Raw genomic sequence first — 18,545 nt, forward strand, 5'->3', positions numbered from 1 at the left:
CCGCGTCGTCTGGTGTCGGCCGTCAGGGCGAGGGCCGGTGCTGCGGTGACCGAACAGTCCCGCCAATTTCGGTCACTCCGTGCATCGGTCTGACCCCATTCATGGCTAGGGCGGCCCTTCCGGACTACGCTAGCTGTCGAACATTATTGGCCATGGACCGTCGCCCCCGCGCCCGGTTGTCAGGCCGGACGAGGTCGTCACCCCTGGAGAGCGTCGTGCCCAAGTCTCAGGTCCGCAAGAAGAAGGTGTACACCCCGCCGACGGACGTGCGTCCGACGGCGACGGCGGCGACGCGCAAGCCCAGCCCGGTCTGGCTCCCGATCACGGCGGTCGCCCTGATCGTCGCCGGAATCGGCTGGCTGGTGGTTTACTACCTCTCCGAGCAGGCGTACCCGGTCGCTTCGTGGGGTTACTGGAACCTCGCGGTGGGCTTCGGCGCGATGGTCGGCTCCCTGGTGCTGCTCTCCCGTTGGCGCTGACCCGTCTCGCGCCGCCGGCCTGATCCATTCCGCCGTCCGGCAGGCGGCGGACCATGCCTCCACCGGGCATCCGGCCCCGTGATGTCGCACTTCGCGCGGCCCCTGCCGGGTGCTTCGGCGCCGGGGCACCCTATGGTGTCCGCAGGGCGGCGCGGCCGGCTGCGAGAAGACTCACGTTACTGCTGGGTAACCTTGCGCGTAGGCTGCACTGCATGACCGAGTGGAGCGAGGTCATCGACCGGTCCGGTCGCAGGGCGCGGCAGCGGCACCACGCCGCCATGCCCTGACCCGGGCCCGATCGCCGAGCCGCTCGACAGGCAGCAGACCGGGAGGCCAACTCGATGGGCAGCGTCCAGATCGTCACGACGATCCTCGCGGCCGCCATCACCGCGGTGGCGGTGTGGCTTGCGGTACGCGCGGTCATGAAGATGGTGGCAGTGATCCGCCTGGGTCAGCCGGACCCGCAGCGGTTCACCGACAAGGGCGCCCGGACGAAGACCGTGCTGGCGGAGACCGCCGGCCACACCCGCATGCTCAGGTGGAGCGTGGTGGGTGCCGCGCACTGGTTCGTGATGGTCGCGTTCATCGTGCTCTCGCTGCTGGTGCTGGAGGCGTACTTCGAGGTCGTCAGCCCCGGTGGCGGCCTGCCGGTCGTCGGGCACTGGACGGTCTTCGGCCTGGCCACGGAGCTCATCGGCGTGTTCGGCCTGGCCGGCATCCTCGTGCTGATGGCGATCCGGCTGCGCAACCGGCCCACCCGGCCCGGCGGGCGCTCCCGGTTCACCGGCTCGACCATGTGGCAGGGCTACTTCGTCGAGTGGGTCGTGCTGCTGGTTCTGATCTTCGGGTTCCTGATCCGCGGCTTCAAGGTCGCCACCGACCAGTTCGAGTACCCGGTCTGGGCCACCCCGGTCAGCCACGCGCTCGGCGGCGCGCTGCCCGCGTGGGAGGCCGGCGTGAGCGTCGCCGCGCTGATCAAGATCGCCATCTCGATGACCTGGCTCATCGTGATCTCGCTGAACGTCACCATGGGCGTCGCCTGGCACCGGTTCCTGGCGTTCCCCAACATCTTCTTCAAGCGCGAGCCGGCCAAGCCGGCCGGCTCCGGACTCGGCGCGCTGCGGCCGATGATGAGCGAGGGCAAGCCGCTCGACTTCGAGGAGGCGGACCCGGAGTCCGACCAGTTCGGCGTCGCCCAGGTCGAGCAGTTCACCTGGAAGGGTCTGCTGGACTTCAGCACCTGCACCGAGTGCGGCCGGTGCCAGTCGCAGTGCCCGGCCTGGAACACGGGCAAGCCGCTGTCGCCGAAGCTGCTCGTGCTCAGCCTCCGCGACCACGCGTACGCCAAGGCGCCGTACCTGCTGGCCGGTGGCGGCAAGGACCTGACCGGCGAGGAGAAGGCGACCGCCGCCCAGCTTGCCCACCTGGACGTGCTGGCGCTGGCCGAGGCCGACAAGCCGCTGATCGGTGGGGCCGAGGAGGGCGGCGTCATCGACCCGGACGTGCTCTGGTCCTGCACCACCTGCGGCGCCTGCGTCGAGCAGTGCCCGGTCGACATCGAGCACGTCGACCACATCGTCGACATGCGCCGCTACCAGGTGCTGATCGAGTCGAGCTTCCCGTCCGAGGCCGGCGTGATGCTGCGCAACCTGGAGAACAAGGGCAACCCGTGGGGCGCCCCGCAGAACACCCGCGAGGACTGGACCAAGGGCCTCGGCTTCGAGGTGCCCCGGGTCGGCGAGGTCGACGACTTCGAGTACCTGTTCTGGGTCGGCTGCGCCGGCGCGTTCGAGGACCGGGCGAAGAAGACCACGCGCGCGGTCGCCACGCTGCTGCACGAGGCCGGCGTCTCCTTCGCGATCCTCGGTGAGGGTGAGACCTGCACCGGCGACCCGGCCCGCCGGATCGGCAACGAGTTCGTCTTCCAGATGCTCGCCCAGCAGAACGTCGAGACCCTGAACGAGGCGTTCGAGGGCAGGGAGAAGAGCAAGCGCAAGATCGTCGCCACCTGCCCGCACTGCTTCAACACCCTCGGCAACGAGTACGGGCAGCTCGGCGGGGAGTTCGAGGTGGTGCACCACACCCAGTTGCTGGCCCACCTGGTCAGCGCCGGCAAGCTCACCCCGGTGCAGCCCGTCGACGGGGGCGTCACGTATCACGACCCCTGCTACCTGGGCCGGCACAACCGGGTCTTCGCCCCGCCGCGCGAGGTCCTCGGCAGCTCCGTCCGGGGCGAGCTCACCGAGATGCCGCGCAACAGCGAGCGCTCCTTCTGCTGCGGCGCCGGCGGTGCCCGGATGTGGATGGAGGAGAAGATCGGCAAGCGGATCAACGTGGACCGGGTCGAGGAGGCCATGTCGACCGGGGCGAAGACGATCGCCGTCGGCTGCCCGTTCTGCTCGACCATGCTCAACGACGGCGTGAACGGCAAGGGCGCCGGGGAGCAGGTCGAGGTCGTCGACGTCGCGAGCGTGCTGCTGCGCTCGGTCAAGCCCGACCAGACGCACGGCGACAGGGAGGCCGAGCCGGTCGCCGGCTGACGCCCGGCCCGGGCACGGTGCCAGCCCCGCGCCCGTTGACCAAGAGGTTTGCGTCAGACCAGCCCCGCGCCCGTTGACCAAGAGATTTGCGTCAGATTGGAGATCAGCTCTGACGCAAACCTCTTGATCATCCGTTCCGGGGGGTCGAGCGCGCACGTCCACCCGCGCGGGGTTGTGTGCGGGGCGGGCGGGCCGTGGAACAATCGCGCCGAGGTGAGCGCATTATCGACAGTCCGCTATTGACCACCCTGTTGCCCCTTGTCGGCTTCGTGCTGCTGACCGCGGGCAACGCGTTCTTCGTCGCGGCCGAGTTCGCCCTGGTCACGGTGGACCGGCCGGAGATCGACCGGCGGGCCTCGGCCGGCGACGCCGGGGCGACGACCGTACGCCGGGCGCTGCGGGAGCTCTCCTTCCAGCTCTCCGGGGCACAGCTCGGCATCACCATCACCGCCCTGCTCACCGGTTACCTCGCCGAGCCCGCGCTGGCCCGCCTGTTCGCCCCGCTGCTGCACCCGCTCGGGGCGACCGCCGAGCGGATCAGCCCGTTCCTCGCACTGGCCCTGGCGACCCTCGTCTCCATGCTCTTCGGCGAGCTGGTGCCGAAGAACCTGGCGCTGGCCCGGCCGATGCCCGCCGCGCTGGCCACCGCCCGCGGCATGCGCGGCTTCTCCCGCGCGTTCGGCTGGCTGATCCGGGGCCTGAACGGCTCGGCGAACGCGCTGGTGCGGCGCCTCGGGGTGGAACCGCAGGAGGAACTGGCCAGCGCCCGCTCACCGGAGGAACTGGGCCTGCTCGCCGCGATCTCGGCCCGCGCCGGGGCGCTTCCCCCGGACACCGCGATGCTGCTGCGCCGCACCATCCGCTTCGGCGAGAAGCGGGCCGCCGAGGCGATGACCCCCCGGGTCGACGTGATCGCCCTGCGCGCCACCGCCAGCGTCGCCGAGCTGCTCACCCTCGCCCAGCAGACCGGCCGCACCCGGTTCCCCGTCTTCGAGGAGACCCTCGACCTGGTCACCGGCGTCGCGGGGGTGTCGGACGCGCTCGGCGTACCGCCGGCCCGCCGGGCCGCCACCAGCGTCGCGTCGGTCGCCCGGGAACCGGTGTACGTACCGGAGAGCCTGGACCTCGACGGGGTCCTGGCCGCCCTGCGGGCCGCCGGCGCGGACCTGGCGATCGTGGTCGACGAGTACGGCGGCACCGACGGCGTCGTGACCGTCGAGGACCTGGTGGAGGAGCTGGTCGGGGAGATCGCCGACGAGTTCGACCCGGACGCGGTCGACGACGGTGGCCCGGTCGAGCTGACCGTGCCGGGCGGTGAGCGCACCGCGCTCGTCGACGGCGTGCTGCGCGAGGACGAGCTGGCCGAGCAGACGGGCTTCCAGCTGCCCGAGGGCCCGTACGAGACGCTGGCGGGCTTCCTGATGGCCCGCCTCGGGCACATCCCCGTGGCCGGCGAGTCGGTCGAGGAGAACGGCTGGGAGTTCACCGTGGTCGAAGTGGAGCGGCACCGCGTCGAGCAGGTGCGGGTGGTCCGCCCGGAGGAGCCCGGCGACGATGCTTGAGCTGCTGGTGACCGTGCTGCTGCTGCTCGGCAACGCCTTCTTCGTGGGCAGCGAGTTCGCGCTGATCGCGTCCCGCCGGACGGTGATCGAGCCGCTGTCCGCCACGTCGAAGCGGGCCCGGTGGGCGCTGTCGGCGATGAACCAGATCCCGCTGATGATCGCCGGGGCGCAGCTCGGCATCACGATCTGCTCGCTGAGTCTCGGCGCGATCGCCGAGCCGGCGCTGGCCCACCTGCTGGAGGTGCCGTTCCACGCCGTCGGCCTGCCGCGCGGCGCGGTCCACCCGGTGGCCTTCCTGCTCGCCCTCGGCATGGTGGTCTTCCTGCACACCGTCGTCGGCGAGATGGTGCCGAAGAACATCACCCTGGCCGGGCCCGAGCCGTCCGCGCTCTGGCTCGGGCCGGCGATGCTGGCGTTCTGCACGGCCACCAAGCCGCTGTTGCTGGCGATGAAGTGGTCGTCGCGGCAGGTGCTGCGGCTGTGGCGCGTCGAGGCGACGGACGCGGTCAAGACCGTGTTCACGGCCGAGGAGCTGGCCGGCCTGGTGTCCCAGGCGCGGACCGAGGGGCTGCTCGACGCCGAGGAACACGCGCGGATCACGGGCGCGCTCGCGCTGCACAGCCGCACGGCGGCCGACGCCCTGCGGCCCTGGTCGACGGTGACCACCGTCGCCGAGGACGTCTCCCCGGCCTCCCTGGAGGTGCTGGCCACCCGGACCGGCCGCTCCCGTTTCCCCGTGGTGCAGCGCGCCACCCGGCGGGTGCTCGGCTTCGTGCACGTCAAGGACGTGCTGGGGTACGCCGGGGCGGACCGCCGCTCGCCCGTACCGCCCGAGGTCTACCACCCGCTGGCCGTGGTGCCGCCGGACCGTACGCTGGCCGACCTGCTCCTGTCGATGCGCCGGGAGCGGCGGCACATGGTCCTGGTGAGCGACGGTCGCCGCCCGCTGGGCGTGGTGACCCTCGACGACGTGTTGATGGCCATCGTCGGCTGACCCTCGCCTCGGTTTTGTCGCACCCGGTGTGCGCACACCGTTGCCGGCGCATGACGGTCCGCCGGGCCGCCTTGATTCCCCGCGTGCGCTTCCCTAATGTGGGGCGCTGACCGCTGTGGGTTGTCTGCCTCGATCTTCCCCCTCGCGAGGCTCCCGGCGGTCGGTTGCGAAGGAGTCGATGCCGGTGGCAACCATGCCCCCTCATCGTCGTGCGCCGGGACTGCCGCCCACTCGTGGCCGCGCCCGCCGGGTCGTACACCGCCTGCTCACCGTGGTCGCGGCGGTCGCCGTCGGCGCGGGCATGCTGACCGCGCCCGCGTACGCGGCGCCGTCGGTGGACGAGATCGAGGCGCAGATCGACAAGCAGTGGGAGCAGCTCGAACCCACGATCGAGCAGTACAACAAGGTGCGCGCCCAGCTGAGGGTCAACAAGCAGAAGTCGGACGAGCTGCAGAAGAAGATCGAGCCGCTCGCGCTGGAGACAGACCTGGCCATGAGCCGGGTCAGCGACCTTGCCTCCCGCTACTACATGTCCGGCCCCTCCCAGGAGCTCAGCGCGCTGCTGGTCAGCACCAAGCCGGGGACGCTGGCCGAGCAACTGACCCTCCTGGACCGCCTCGCCGCACACGAGCGCAAGCAGCTCGAGGGGGTCATGGCGGTGCGCGCCAAGTACGACGCGCAGAAGCAGAAGCTGGACGCGCTGATCGCCGACCAGGAGAAGAAGACCAAGGAGCTGGCGGCCAAGAAGACGCAGATCAACGCGGAGATCAAGCGGTTGCAGGGCCTGATGCCGAAGACCGTGGTGGTCACGGAGGGCTGCCCCACCATCACGGGCGTGGTCAGCTCGGCGGCACGCACCGCCATCCGCACCGCCTGCGCCCAGGTCGGCGACCCGTACGTCTGGGGCGCCACTGGCCCGAACGCGTTCGACTGCTCCGGCCTCACCCAGTACGCCTACAAGGCGGCGGGGATTCACCTCACGCACTTCACGGGTGCCCAGTGGAACGAGGGCCGGGCCATTCCGCGCTCCGAGGCGCGCCCGGGTGACCTGGTGTTCTTCTTCAGTGATCTGCATCACGTCGGGCTCTACCTCGGCAACGACAAGATGGTGCACGCGCCCCGGGCCGGCAAACCGGTCAACGTGAGCAGCATCAACACGATGCCGGTCGCCGGCTTCCGCCGCCCCGGCTGACGCCGACGCAGCTACGAGGAAGGCCTGCGCTCCAAAGCAGCGAGCGGGGGCCTCCCTCGTGCGGGTGTAGGTCAGCGCGGCGCGCCCACCGCCGAGGGCAGCAGGTCGACGTCGTTCTCGTTGACGAACATGACCCGGTGACCGAACTGGATCTGCACGTACCGGTTCTCGCCCCGGATCACCGTCCAGTCGCCGGGGGACGAGCCGTCGAACGTCACGGCCCGGTAGTACTCGCCGGGCAGCACACCGCCGACGGCGTACCGCTGCCCTGCCGAGAGGGTGTACTGCAGCGGCGAGACCGCCTGGTACGGCACCCCGGCCGGGTACGCCGCCGCCTCGGGGTACGCCCGGCCGTACACCGGGATCGTGGCCTTGCCGGCCTTCGGGACGGCCACGAAGCCCTGCGCCCACTTCGCGCTCGGCGCCGAGGCCGGGTTGTAGAACCAGGCCTTCTGGCCCAGGTACCAGATCGCCGTCCAGTCACCCTCCTGGCCCGCCAGCGCGTACGTCTGGCCGGCGGCGGCGCGGGCGCCGTGGTCGGAGATGTACATCGTGTTCGGCGTGCCGTTCGGCCGCAGCCCGCGGTCGTTCACCAGCGGCGCGTCGGCGCTCGGCGCGGTGCGCAGGATGACCGAGGACGCGGGGCGCAGCGGGCAGGGCGCGATCGGCGGCGGCGGGGTCGGGACCCCGGGCGGCTGCCGGTTGCAGCCGGTGAACGCCGGCTGGTTGTTCGCGTAGTCGGGGTCGATGGTGACCAGCCCGGTGCGCGGGGTGCCGGTCGAGTGGAACGGCGCCTTGAGCAGGTCGAAGTAGTGCGACCAGTCCCAGTACGGCCCCGGGTCCCAGTGCATGCCGGCGACCGTCGACGCCACCGTGCCCGGGACGTTGTCGTGGCCGAGAATGTGCTGCCGGTCCAGCGGGATCTGGAACTTGTGCGCCAGGTGCCGCACGAGCTTCGCCGAGGTGCGGTACATCGCCTCGGTGTACCAGGTGCCGTGGCCGGCGAAGCCCTCGTGCTCGAGGCCGATGGACTTGGCGTTGACGTACCAGTTGCCGGCGTGCCAGCCGACGTCCTTGGCCTTGATGTGCTGGGCGATGTAGCCGTCCACCGAGCGCAGCGTGTAGTGCCAGCCCAGGTAGTCGGCCCGCTTCACCAGGTTGACGCTGGGGGTGAAGTAGCCCTCCGTGTCGTGGATGATGATGTACTCGATCTTCTGGTCCGCCGGCCGGTTGGCCAGGTCGTGGTTGCCGTAGCTGCCGGCAGCGGGGCCGGTCTTCGCGTACGGTGCCGGGATCCACTCGCAGGGGAGCCCGACCGGGCACTCCAGGCCGTCCGGCCGCTCCGCGCGCCGCAGCCCGAGCCGGTTCACCGCGGACTCGTCGGGGTCGACCGCCCGCGCGGCCAGCGTCACCCGGTGACCGTCGTCGGTGGTCCGGCTCGCGCCGAGGCTGATCTGGTCGTACACCTCTGCGGCGAAGGCCGCCGCGGCGTCCTCGGTGTCCGCGCCCGAGTAGCGGGCCACCGCGCCGTACCAGGACGCCGGGTCGCTGTCCGCGCCGACCGGGCTGTTCAGTTCCTCCTGGTACGACGCGAGCAGCGCCGCCCCGCCCCGGATGTTGGTGGCCGCGTCGGCGATGAGCGCCTCCTCGCTGGCGCCGGTGAGTTCCGCGGCGGTCTCCAGGGTGTGCAGTCCGGGCAGCGCCGGGGCCGGCTCGGCCGGGCCGGACTCGGGGACCACCAGCGGCCGGGAGTCGTCGCCCCGGGGGTCCTCGCCCTCGTCGACGTGCGCGCTGGCGGCCTCGTTCGAGGCGACCCGCTCGGCGTCGGTCAGGTGCATCGGGCCGAACCCGCCGCTCGTGCTCGGGTGGCCGGCGTGGGTGTCCCAGCGGGACTCCAGGTAGGAGACGCCGAGCAACACGCTCTCCGGCACGCCGTACTCGGCCGCCGCGGCCGCGTACTGCTGCTGCCTGTCGCTGATCGCGTCGGCGGACCCGGTGCCGATCGGTTCGGCGGCGACGGGCCCGGCGGCGAAGGGTAGGACCGCGGTGGCCGCTGCCACCACGGTGGCGAGCAGGACGCGTCTGCTCGCCGGTAGGCTGGATCGGGGCATCGAACCTCCCGAGTGAGGGTCTGGGTGAGGTCACCCTCCCGCCGCCGCCCCTCGCGGTCAATACCTTTCCGGCTATCGATATTGGATGAAAAAAAGCTACGGCTGTCGCAGCCGTACGGAGTGTCACCGCCGGGCGGGTTGCGAATCGGTAACGGCCGTCTCTACTCTGGTCAATCGTCGGCCGGTCACAGCGCCGCCCATACGGGGCGGTGACGGTCCGACACCGTCGAGTCGCCTCCGGGCGATCCGGGGACCCAGGTACGCCGGGGTGAATCCGCAGCCTCGCTGCGGTAGGGCGCTCTCCCTTCCCGCCCGAACCCGTCAGCTAACCCGGTAGGCGGTACGGGAAGAAGGAGAACGGAGCCCGGTGGCACACCATGCCCCGCGGCGCCCGTCGCGCCGGTCGGCCCACGCCGACCCGGTGCCGGTTGCGCCGCGTCCACGCTGGTCACGCTTCACCACCGCCCTCGCCGCCCTCGCCGGCGCCGCCGTCGTCCTGACCGGCGCCCCGCCCGCGGCCCACGCCGAGCCGTCGGTCGCCGAGATCGAGCGGCAGATCGACGAGGACTGGAACAAGCTCGAACCGCTCATCGAGCGGCACAACGCCACCCGCCAGGACCTCGCCGCGAAGCGGAAGCAGGCCGACGCGCTCGCCCGGCAGATCGGGCCGCTGGAGCGTCAGGTGGACCAGGCGATGGCAAAGGTCAACGGCCTCGCCGTCGAGGCGTACAAGGGCGAGAACCTCTCGGCCGTGAACGCGCTGCTCGGCAGCCGCTCCGCGAGCCAGATGCTCGGGCAGTTGGAGATGCTCGACCAGTTCGCCCACCGCGAGCAGCGCGGCGTCCAGGCGGTCGTCGACCTGCGCGACCGGCTGGCCGCGAAGAAGCAGCCGCTGGACGAGATGGTCGCCCAGCTCACCCGCACCGAGGCCCAGCTCGCGGCGAAGCGCAAGCAGATCGACGACGAGATCGACCGGCTGCAGAAGCTCCGGATCAAGGTGTACGGCAACGGTGGCGGCGGGCCGCTGCGGCCCGCCCCCTGCCCGGCGACCTACCCGGGCGGCGGCGCCGGGATCGCCGTCAAGTTCGCCTGTGCCCAGATCGGCAAGCCGTACGTCTGGGGCGCCGAGGGCCCGAACGCGTACGACTGCTCCGGCCTCATGCTGGCCGCGTGGGCCAAGGCCGGCGTCTCGCTGCCGCACAACGCGGCCCGGCAGCGGGCCGTGACCGCCCGGGTGAGCCGCGCCGACCTGCGCCCCGGCGATCTCGTCTTCTACTACTCCGACCTGCACCACGTCGGCATGTACGTGGGCGGCGGCTGGGTCGTGCACGCCTCCCAGGCCGGCGCCCCGATCAAGATGAAGCACGTCGACGACGGCCAGGTCAACAGCTACGGCCGCCCCGGCTGACGGGTACGGGGCCCCTGCGGGACGGGGGCCCCTGCTCGCCGCCGGGCCGGCGTCAGCGGGTCGGCCAGGTGCGCCAGTTCTGCCAGGACCGGCTCGGGGTCGGGCCGCGTTGCCCCTGGTAGCGCGAGCCGTAGACGGCCGACCCGTACGGGTGCTCGGCCGGCGACGAGAGCCGGAAGATGCACAGCTGCCCGATCTTCATTCCGGGCCACAGGGTGATCGGCAGGTTCGCCACGTTCGACAGCTCCAGCGTGACGTGCCCGGAGAAGCCGGGGTCGATGAAGCCGGCGGTCGAGTGGGTCAGCAGCCCGAGCCGGCCCAGGCTCGACTTGCCTTCGAGGCGGCCAGCGAGCTGGTCGCCGAGCGAGATCACCTCCAGTGTCGAGGCGAGCACGAACTCGCCCGGGTGCAGCACGAACGGCTGGCCGTCGGGCACCTCCACCACCGACGTCAGGTCGTCCTGCTGCACGGAGGGGTCGATGTGCGTGTAGAGGTGGTTGTTGAAGACCCGGAAGAGCTTGTCCAGGCGTACGTCGATGCTCGACGGCTGCACCAGGGTCGGCTCGAACGGCTCCAGCGCGAGGGCGCCAGCCTTCAGCTCGCTGACGAGGTCGCGGTCGGAGAGCAGCATCGCCACACCATAGCGAGCCTGGCCGTGGGCATTGCGACCGGTTCGGGTGACATGCGTGTCGTGGACGGCGTGTCGAACATTTGTTCGATAGAATGCCGGCATGGCTTCCTGGTCCGAATTCGCCGCTGACGAGCCACGACTCGCCGACGGGATCCGCCTCCTCATGCAGCAGTACGGGCCGGGCTTCGGCTACCTGGCCACCGTCCGGGCCGACGGCGGGCCCCGGGTGCACCCGGTCTCCCCGGTCATCACCGACGAGGGTCTCTTCTGCTTCGTCATCGACTCGCCGAAACGGCGCGACCTGGAGCGCGACGGCCGCTACGCCCTGCACTCCTTCCCGCCGGAGGACAGCGACGACGAGGCGTACGTGGCGGGGCGCGCCCGGCCGGTGACCGACGAGGCGCGCGTGGCCCGGCTCGCCGAGATCGGGCGGGCCGCCCCGCAGGTCGACTGGCGGCTGTTCGAGTTCACCGTCGACGTGGCGATGCTGACCCGGCGGGGTCAGGGCGTGGGCGTGGCCGGCCCGGGCGACGGCGCGGGGCGGCCGGCCGTGCAGGTCTGGCTCGACCCCGGGCGGCCGGGGCCGCGGGTGGTGCCGCCGTCGACGTACCCGATCAACGGCCGGCCCGGCGCGCACATGGCGCCCACCGGGCGGCGGCCTGACCCCGAAGACGCCGATGCCGGCCCCGTCGTGGGCCGGCACCGGTGTGTCAGTAGCGGTGGTGCGTCAGGCCGCGCGGTAGGCGTTCCACGCGGTCAGCATCCGGCTCGCCTGACCGGGGGTGAACTGGTACATGCACGAGTCGTAGGTGTAGTCCATGAAGTTGGTGATCGGGTCCAGGCCCGTCGCGGTGCAGGTGTCCCGCCCGGTCGGGCACTGGAACGCCGGCGAGGCCTCGGCCGGGGTGTCGCCGACGCCGTCGCCGGAGCCGGTGCAGCCGCCCTGGAAGGTGTGGTACAGGTTCAGCCAGTGGCCGACCTCGTGGGTGCCCGTGTCGCCCTGGTTGTAGTTGGTGGCGGTGCCGCCCGGCAGCGACTCGCTCAGCACGACCACGCCGTCCATGCTGTTGAGCTTCTTCTGCGGGAACGTCGCCCAGCCGAGCAGGTCGTCGCTCAGCTCGCCGAGGTAGATGTTCAGCGTGTTCTTGCCGCCCTCGCGCAGGGTGGTCTTCATCGAGCGCTCAGCCGACGAGCCCTGCACGATCGGGTACCAGGCCGGGTTGGTGACCCGGTTGATCCTCTGAAGCTGGAAGCCGAAAGCGGTGGCCGCGCCGCCGGTGGCGCCGGCGTAGGCCTCGTTCAGCACGCTGATCTGCTGGGTGATCATCGAGTCCGGGATGTTGCCGCCGGCCCGGGTGCTGTCCCGCTGGATGACGTGGACGACGACCGGGATGGTCACGCTCGCCACCGGCGTGGCCCCGGCGCCGGGGCGGAAGTTGGCCCGCTCGCGCAGGGCGGCGGCCAGGTCTGCCTCGCGCTCACGGACCTGGGCGGAGGTCAGCTCGTTCGGCTCGTGCTTGGCGTGGCCACCGGCCTTGATCCGGGCGTCCGTGTGGACGTCGGCCGGCTCGACGCAGGCGTCCGACGGGGCGGCGGAGAAGGCCGAAGCGGTCGGGACGACGCCCACTGCGGCCGTACTCAGCAGCAGCGCGAGGGTCGTCGACGCGACGCCGGCGGTACGCCGGGTCAGCAGGTTGGGACGGAGTCCCATGGGCCCACCTCTTTCTGACGGCGCGACAGGGGGTATGTCACACCGGGGCTGAAATGTGAGGGTGACGCTACATCCGATCGAGGAATTTGAGAACGGCTATGTGTTGCCGGGACGAAAACTTCTCCTGGTCGAGCCGGGTGGGATGTCCGGTTTAGGGGTGCTGCGAGGGTCGGTGACGCGCCCGAGGGGGGTACCTGGGTGCAGCGCGCCGGCGAACTCAGGTACAGTGGTGCCGCCTGCGGGTGTAGTTCAATGGCAGAACATCAGCTTCCCAAGCTGACAGTGCGGGTTCGATTCCCGTCACCCGCTCCACGATCGAGGCCCTGGCCAGGACGACAGTCCCAGCCAGGGCCTTCGATGTTCCAAGGTCGAAGGATCATGCGGCGTGCCATCGGGCATCCCTGGCCGGGCAGCCCGCCGCGCCGTGGTCAGACGTCGAGATCTTGTCGGCGGCTGTGGGGTGGCGGCTGCGCCGATCGTTTCGGCAAGGCCGTCAGAGTGGGTCGAGGCGGCGCCTGAGCAGGCAAAACTCGTTGCCTTCCGGATCGGCGAGGACGTGCCAGGACGCCTCGGCGGGCTGACCGATGTCGACGAGTTTGGCCCCGGCGGCCAGGAGGCGCTCGAGCTCGGCGTCCTGATCGCGGTCGGTGGGGTTGACGTCGATGTGCAGCCGGGCACGCCCGTTCTTCGGCTCGTCGTCGCGGATGAGGAAGATCGTCGGCTGCGGGCCGCCGAACCCTTCGCGCGGGCCAATCTCCGGCCGCACGAGGATCTCATGGGCTCCCTGCAGCGAGAACAAGCTCGCAAGCTAACGGGCGAGGCGAGCGGGGGTCGAACCAATTTCGGGCTCTCGCCTGGCCGGGGCACCGGGCGAGGACCGTAGGGCGCGCAGTGGGGCAGTTTGTGAACACGGTGAGCGACGCATCCGAGCGGCGGAGCCGGGCCATGGTCTACCCCGGCCCTCGAAGCATGGAACCTGTGGCCCGAGCAGTTCCTGCACCTCTGGCAGACGGGCGGTCCGAAGTAGCAGCCAGCCTCGCCGCGAACCCGCCGCCAGGGGGCCGTGTCCAACGCCCAACTCGATTCCCGTCACCCGCTTCGGGCTTGCCGTCGAGCCGCACGATGCGGCACATGCCGGACCGGGTGCGACCGTACGGTTACGAAGGCGTGCGGTACGTCGTCGCCGTTGGCCTGTCGGCAGCCGGTCTCCTCCCGCTCTGCGGCCTTCCCGAACTCGGCCTGCCTGGGCCGCGGTCCTGGACGCCCTCAATTCGTACCGCTGACCGCCGCTCGGACCAGCACGCCAAGACTCGGATGCCGATCCGGCGGGAACGGGTACGGCGATGGCCGCAGCAGCGTGCGGCCATCCCCGGCAGAGTCGACGGTTCAGCAGGTGGTGTTGCGGGCCGGGACCCAACCGTCCAGTGCGGGGTCTTCGGCGCCGTGCCCGTAGATCCAGACATCGTCGTCGATGCCCCAGGCCTGGCCGTGCCAGCGGAACCCGCGCCCTGCCGTCAGGGTGCGCAGAATGAACGAGCTCTGCGGCGCGGCCCGGAGCCAGGTGTTCTCCCTGAGGTTGCAGACGAAGCCGGGCGCGTCGCTGGCCGAGGCCGGGGCGGCCGCCACTGCCGTGCCGGTGAGAATGACAGCCCCGGCCGTCAGTGCGTGCAAGAGTCGGCGTTTCACTCGTGTCCTTTCGGTCTGGCCCGTGACGCTGTCCATTGTCGACAATGCGCACGTAGGCCGGTATGGCAGCCTTCACCAAGTCAGCTCTCGACGAAGAGGCAGAACGGGTGGCCGGCCGGGTCGAAGTGCACCCGTACGTCCTCCTGCGGCTGGAAGTCCGCCACCGTCGCACCGGCGGCCACCGCGTGGGCGGAGGCCACGTCCAGGTCGTCGACCTCGATGTCGAGGTGCGCCATCAACCGCGGCTCGTGCGGGCCGCCCGGCCAGACCGGTCGGACGTACGCCGGCTCGGTCTGGAAGGACAGGCCGGTGCCGCCGCCCGGCGGTCGCAGCACAACCCAGTGCGGCTCGTCCTGCTCCCGCGACCAGCCGAGCAGTCGCTCGTAGAAGGCGGCGAGCTCCTGGGCGTCGGGCGCGTCCAGCACGGTGGTGGCCAGCGCCAGCCGAGGTCGATGCGTCATGGCATCGCCCGTACCCGCGGATCGGCCCTCCGTACCGCCCCTCGGCCGGGCGGGCGGTACGGAGAGTCCCCCGCCGGTACAGTGCGCTGGTGTTCGCGATCAATCTGGACGAGGGGGCCGAGCTGCGCCTGCTGGAGCCGTGGCAGGCCGAGGAGTTCCTCGCCCACATGGACCGGGCCCGCGCCGCGGTGGACCCGTGGATCCCGTGGGCGACCCGGAGCACCGACCTGGACTCGGCCCGGGCCACCCTCCAGCGGTTCGCGGACCTCGCCGCCCGCGACGCCGGCCGGCTGTACGGCATCTGGCTGGACGGGACGCTCGTCGGCGGGGTCATGTTCGTCTCGTTCGACGCCGCCGCCGGCAAGTGCGAGGTCGGCTGCTGGCTGGAGCCGGCGGGGCAGGGCCGGGGCTGGTCACCCGGGCGGTCGGGCACCTCGTCGACTGGGCGGTGCGCGTGCGGGGCATTCACCGGATCGCGTGGCTCTGTCGCCCAGAGAACACTGCCAGCAGCAACATTGCCCGGCGGCTCGGCATGCGACGCGACGGGGTGCTGCGCGAGGAGTTCCTGTACCAGGGTGTCCGGCACGACACCGAGGTCTGGTCACTGCTCGCGCCCGAGTGGCTCGCCCGCACCCCCGCCGACGCCGCCTCGTGACACCGGGCGGATCAGCCACGTGGTGAAGAAGCTGGAGCGCCGGGTCGGCGCGCCGCTGTTCGCGCGTACCAGCCGGGTCGTGCGGCTCACCCCGATCGGCAGCCGGCTCGCCGACGACCTGCGCCCGCTGGCGGCGGGAATGGAGGAGGCGGTCCGCCGGGCCGTCGAGGCGGGTCGGGGCGTGACCGGGCAGCTGCGGGTGGCGTTCTTCGGTGAGTGGACCGCCCCGGTGCTGCTCGACGCGGTGGCGCTGTTCACCGAGCGGCACCCGGACTGCGAGGTGCATGTCCGCGAGGTGCAGCTGGGCAACTCCCGGGCGAGCCTGCTCAACGGCTCGGTGGACGTGCTCATCGCCTCGTACCCCTTCGACGGGATGGCGTGCGGCCCGCCTCTGCTGACGGAGAACCGGGCGCTCGCGGTGGCCGCCGGGCGTCCGCTGGCTCGCGAGGAGTCGGTCTCCCTGGAGGTCCTCGCCGAGCACCCCGTGGCTGGTACGTGCTGGTCGGCGCCCGCGACCAGCGGATCACGCCCGACCCGGCGGAGATCCACGGCGTGCGGTGGTGGACGCCGCGCGAGGTGGCCGAGGCCGCCCCCGGGACCGTGGAGCCGCACCTGGGGCGGATGCTGGCCAAGCTCGCCGTGCTGTGAGCCGGGCACCGCGGGCCGTACGCTGGTGATCATGCGGATTGGCATCGTGATCCTGCCCGACCAGCGCTGGTCGGAGTCGCAACGCCGGTGGCGGCAGGCGGAGGAGTGGGGCTTCGACCACGCCTGGACGTATGACCACCTGGGCTGGCGGGACCTGGTCGACGGGCCGTGGTTCGACTCGGTGGCGACGCTGACCGCCGCCGCCACGGTGACCTCCCGGATCCGGCTGGGCACCCTCGTCGCGTCGCCCAACTTCCGGCACCCCGCGGCGTTCGCCCGCCAGGTCACCGCCCTCGACGACGTCTCCGGTGGCCGGTTCCTGCTCGGCCTCGGCGCGGGCGGCATCGGCTTCGACTCCGCCGTCCTCGGCGGCGAGACGCTGCCGCCGCGCCACCGGGTCGACCGGTTCGCCGAGTTCACCGAGCTGCTCGACCTCATTCTGCGCGAGGACGGCACGACCTGGCGCGGTGACTGGTTCGCCGCCGTCGACGCCCGCAGCAACCCGGGCTGCGTCCAGACCCCGCGGGTGCCGTTCGTGCTGGCCGCCAACGGTCCCCGGTCGATGCGCCTGGCGGCCCGGTTCGGCCAGGGGTGGGTGACCACCGGCGCGGGCGGTGATGACCTGGAGGGCTGGTGGGGGACGGTGGCGACGCTGTCCGACCGGATGGACCGGACGCTGGCCGAGGCGGGCCGCGACCCGGCGATGCTGGACCGCTACCTCTCCCTGGACTCCGCCCCGGTGTTCTCGCTGAGCAGCGCCGACTTCTTCGCCGCGCAGGTTCGGCGGGCCGCCGACCTCGGCTTCACCGACGTGGTGACGCACTGGCCGCGCGTCAGCAGCTGGTACGCCGGGGACGAGGCGGTCCTGGTGGACGTCGCCACCCGCCTCCTGCCGGAGCTGCGTGGAACTGGTGCCCGGGGGTGAGAGGGGCTGCCCTCCTCACCTGCCGAGGTCGCCTCAGCCGAGCCGCTCGGCGTCGACCAGGCCGCGTACCCGCAGTTCGGTGGCGAGGGCGGGCGGGCAGTCGACCACCACGGCGGACGTGCCGATGACCCGGGCGCCCCGGGCGGCGCAGATCGCGTACAGGGCCTGGAGTTGGGCGCCCGTGGCCACCCAGTCGTCGACCACCAGCACCCGGTCCCCGGGCCCGAGGTGCCGGTCCCGCACCCCCAGGTCGACCCGGCGCCCCCGGAAGTCCGGCGGGCTCTGCGCCCAGGTCGTCGGTCCGGCCGGCGCCCGTCCGTCCCCCGCCTTGTACGCCGGCACGAACCCGACCCCGAGCGAGGTCGCGGCGAGCGGGCCGAGTAGCAGCCCGGTGACGGCCGGGGCGAGCACCACGGTCGGCCGGGCGTCCCGGAACGGCGCGGCCAGGGCCGGCCCGAGCCCCGCCAGCACGGCCGGGTCCCGCCACCAGCCGGAGACGTCGCTGACCAGGTGGTCGCTCTGCGGGCCGGGATCGATCCACCGGAACAGCTCGACCAGGCGTTCGCTCAGCTCAGCGGGCATGCCGACCATCGTCCGGCATCGCCGCGAGCCGGCGGGGACGGCCGGGGCCGTGCGGCCCACCTCGCCTCGGATGATCGGGTACACGTATGCGGGCAATTTCGCACATACCACAATGATCACGTTGACTTCGGAAGTGCTTCTCTCGTTACGGTCCGGCCGGTTCATGCAGTCGACGAAAGGACCGGACCGGTGGCTGGCAGGCACGCCCGTACCCGCTTCTCCTCCTCGCCCGCCGCGATCGCGGCCAGCGCCGCCGTCGGCCTCGCGCTCGTCGTCGGCGGGACCGTCGGTGCCGTGCACCTGACCTCCGACGAGGCGGCCTCGCCGACGGCCGCCGCGGAGACCCCGGCGGACATCCTCGCCGCCACCCCGGTCGCGCCGACCGGGTCGCCCAGCCCCAGCCTCTCGCCCAGCCCCAGCCTCTCGCCCAGCGCCAGCCCGTCGCCCAGCGCCAGCCCGAGGGCCACCCGGAGTCAGGCCGTCTCCCGGAGCAAGCCGCGGACCGCCGCGCCGAGGCCGACCGCCACGACGAAGAAGGCGGCACCGACCAGCAAGGCCGTCGACAGCGGAACCTGCGGCGCGTCCTTCTACGACGAGGGGCAGATGACAGCCAACGGGGAGACCTTCGACCCGAGCGCCCTCACCGCCGCGCACAAGACGCTGGCGTTCGACACGAAGGTCCGGGTGACCAACCCGGCGAACGGAAAGTCCGTCACGGTGCGGATCAACGACCGCGGCCCGTTCGTCGCAGGCAGGTGTCTCGACCTGTCCCGAGCCGCGTTCGCGGCCATCGCGTCGGTCGACCTGGGCGAGCTGACCGTCCGGTACGAGGTGTTGGGCTGACGCTCCATGCTCGATCGGCGGTGGCGCGGATGACCGGTGTCGATCAGCCTGCCGTCCCCGTCCGCCCGGGTAGAACATCCTCGGACGACGGGTCAGGTTCATTCACCCGTCCATCTG

15 protein-coding genes, 1 tRNA gene, 3 pseudogenes and 1 riboswitch are annotated in these 18,545 nt (G+C 71.8%); of the genes and pseudogenes, 12 read left to right on the forward strand and 7 right to left on the reverse strand.

Annotated features, from left to right (window positions below; all coding sequences use genetic code 11):
• Window positions 1–215 precede the first annotated feature (215 nt).
• The 5 genes from JD77_RS12475 (at window position 216) to JD77_RS12495 (ending at window position 6,767) form a co-directional block, all read left to right on the forward strand.
• The gene (locus JD77_RS12475) at window positions 216–479 is read left to right on the forward strand and encodes a cell division protein CrgA (RefSeq protein ID WP_145774539.1); all 264 of its coding nucleotides are present in this window, start codon (window positions 216–218) and stop codon (window positions 477–479) included.
• Between the two features lie 341 nt (window positions 480–820).
• Window positions 821–3,019: a (Fe-S)-binding protein gene (locus JD77_RS12480; RefSeq protein ID WP_145774541.1), complete on the forward strand. Its 2,199-nt coding sequence runs from the start codon at window positions 821–823 to the stop codon at window positions 3,017–3,019.
• Between the two features lie 251 nt (window positions 3,020–3,270).
• Window positions 3,271–4,581 (forward strand): hemolysin family protein, encoded by a 1,311-nt coding sequence (locus tag JD77_RS12485; protein ID WP_145777555.1) that lies wholly within the window; start codon window positions 3,271–3,273, stop codon window positions 4,579–4,581.
• Window positions 4,574–5,575 carry a hemolysin family protein gene (locus tag JD77_RS12490; RefSeq protein ID WP_145774543.1) on the forward strand — a complete coding sequence of 334 codons (1,002 nt, stop codon included), beginning with the start codon at window positions 4,574–4,576 and terminating at the stop codon, window positions 5,573–5,575. The genes JD77_RS12485 and JD77_RS12490 overlap by 8 nt, the downstream gene beginning before the upstream one ends.
• A gap of 178 nt (window positions 5,576–5,753) precedes the next feature.
• Window positions 5,754–6,767: a C40 family peptidase gene (locus tag JD77_RS12495; RefSeq protein WP_145774544.1), complete on the forward strand. Its 1,014-nt coding sequence runs from the start codon at window positions 5,754–5,756 to the stop codon at window positions 6,765–6,767.
• Between the two features lie 71 nt (window positions 6,768–6,838).
• Here the strand turns inward: JD77_RS12495 and JD77_RS12500 are convergent, their stop codons facing one another.
• The gene (locus tag JD77_RS12500) at window positions 6,839–8,878 is read right to left on the reverse strand and encodes an N-acetylmuramoyl-L-alanine amidase (protein WP_145774546.1); all 2,040 of its coding nucleotides are present in this window, start codon (window positions 8,876–8,878) and stop codon (window positions 6,839–6,841) included.
• Between the two features lie 214 nt (window positions 8,879–9,092).
• Window positions 9,093–9,233, forward strand: a riboswitch (cyclic di-AMP (ydaO/yuaA leader).
• A gap of 12 nt (window positions 9,234–9,245) precedes the next feature.
• Here JD77_RS12500 and JD77_RS12505 point away from each other — a divergent pair.
• On the forward strand, window positions 9,246–10,286 hold the full coding sequence (locus JD77_RS12505; RefSeq protein ID WP_145774549.1) for a C40 family peptidase: 1,041 nt from the start codon (window positions 9,246–9,248) through the stop codon (window positions 10,284–10,286).
• 52 nt (window positions 10,287–10,338) lie between these two features.
• On the opposite strand, the gene dcd is transcribed toward JD77_RS12505, so the two are convergent.
• Window positions 10,339–10,917 carry a dCTP deaminase gene (gene dcd, locus JD77_RS12510; RefSeq protein WP_145774551.1) on the reverse strand — a complete coding sequence of 193 codons (579 nt, stop codon included), beginning with the start codon at window positions 10,915–10,917 and terminating at the stop codon, window positions 10,339–10,341.
• A 100-nt stretch (window positions 10,918–11,017) separates the two neighbouring features.
• On the opposite strand from dcd, the pseudogene JD77_RS12515 reads away from it, so the two are divergent.
• Window positions 11,018–11,497: pseudogene (locus JD77_RS12515) on the forward strand (pyridoxamine 5'-phosphate oxidase family protein); the annotation flags it as partial.
• Window positions 11,498–11,644: 147 nt separating this feature from the next.
• On the opposite strand, the gene JD77_RS12520 reads toward JD77_RS12515, so the two are convergent.
• Window positions 11,645–12,628 carry a zinc metalloprotease gene (locus tag JD77_RS12520; RefSeq protein ID WP_145774553.1) on the reverse strand — a complete coding sequence of 328 codons (984 nt, stop codon included), beginning with the start codon at window positions 12,626–12,628 and terminating at the stop codon, window positions 11,645–11,647.
• 238 nt (window positions 12,629–12,866) lie between these two features.
• Here JD77_RS12520 and JD77_RS12525 point away from each other — a divergent pair.
• A tRNA-Gly gene (locus tag JD77_RS12525) sits at window positions 12,867–12,940 on the forward strand.
• A 181-nt stretch (window positions 12,941–13,121) separates the two neighbouring features.
• On the opposite strand, the gene JD77_RS12530 is transcribed toward JD77_RS12525, so the two are convergent.
• The 3 genes from JD77_RS12530 to JD77_RS12540 form a co-directional block, all read right to left on the reverse strand.
• Window positions 13,122–13,427 (reverse strand): VOC family protein, encoded by a 306-nt coding sequence (locus tag JD77_RS12530; RefSeq protein WP_246140646.1) that lies wholly within the window; start codon window positions 13,425–13,427, stop codon window positions 13,122–13,124.
• A 587-nt stretch (window positions 13,428–14,014) separates the two neighbouring features.
• Window positions 14,015–14,350 (reverse strand): hypothetical protein, encoded by a 336-nt coding sequence (locus JD77_RS12535; RefSeq protein ID WP_211372545.1) that lies wholly within the window; start codon window positions 14,348–14,350, stop codon window positions 14,015–14,017.
• A gap of 44 nt (window positions 14,351–14,394) precedes the next feature.
• Window positions 14,395–14,775, reverse strand: a complete 381-nt coding sequence (locus tag JD77_RS12540) for a VOC family protein (RefSeq protein WP_145774556.1) — start codon at window positions 14,773–14,775, stop codon at window positions 14,395–14,397.
• Between the two features lie 89 nt (window positions 14,776–14,864).
• On the opposite strand from JD77_RS12540, the pseudogene JD77_RS12545 reads away from it, so the two are divergent.
• The 3 genes and pseudogenes from JD77_RS12545 (at window position 14,865) to JD77_RS12560 (ending at window position 17,003) form a co-directional block, all read left to right on the forward strand.
• Window positions 14,865–15,430: pseudogene (locus tag JD77_RS12545) on the forward strand (GNAT family N-acetyltransferase).
• 139 nt (window positions 15,431–15,569) lie between these two features.
• Window positions 15,570–15,860, forward strand: a pseudogene (locus JD77_RS33565) (LysR substrate-binding domain-containing protein); the annotation flags it as partial.
• 249 nt (window positions 15,861–16,109) lie between these two features.
• A complete protein-coding gene (locus JD77_RS12560; protein WP_145777556.1) occupies window positions 16,110–17,003 on the forward strand; it encodes an LLM class flavin-dependent oxidoreductase in 894 nt (297 codons plus the stop codon).
• A gap of 33 nt (window positions 17,004–17,036) precedes the next feature.
• Here JD77_RS12560 and JD77_RS12565 read toward each other — a convergent pair whose 3' ends face one another.
• The gene (locus JD77_RS12565; protein ID WP_145774558.1) at window positions 17,037–17,585 is read right to left on the reverse strand and encodes a phosphoribosyltransferase family protein; all 549 of its coding nucleotides are present in this window, start codon (window positions 17,583–17,585) and stop codon (window positions 17,037–17,039) included.
• Between the two features lie 189 nt (window positions 17,586–17,774).
• On the opposite strand from JD77_RS12565, the gene JD77_RS12570 reads away from it, so the two are divergent.
• Window positions 17,775–18,428 (forward strand): septal ring lytic transglycosylase RlpA family protein, encoded by a 654-nt coding sequence (locus tag JD77_RS12570; protein ID WP_145774561.1) that lies wholly within the window; start codon window positions 17,775–17,777, stop codon window positions 18,426–18,428.
• The last annotated feature ends 117 nt before the right edge of the window (window positions 18,429–18,545 follow it).

Origin of the sequence: Micromonospora olivasterospora (assembly GCF_007830265.1) — a bacterium.
Taxonomy (GTDB): Bacteria; Actinomycetota; Actinomycetes; order Mycobacteriales; family Micromonosporaceae; genus Micromonospora; species Micromonospora olivasterospora.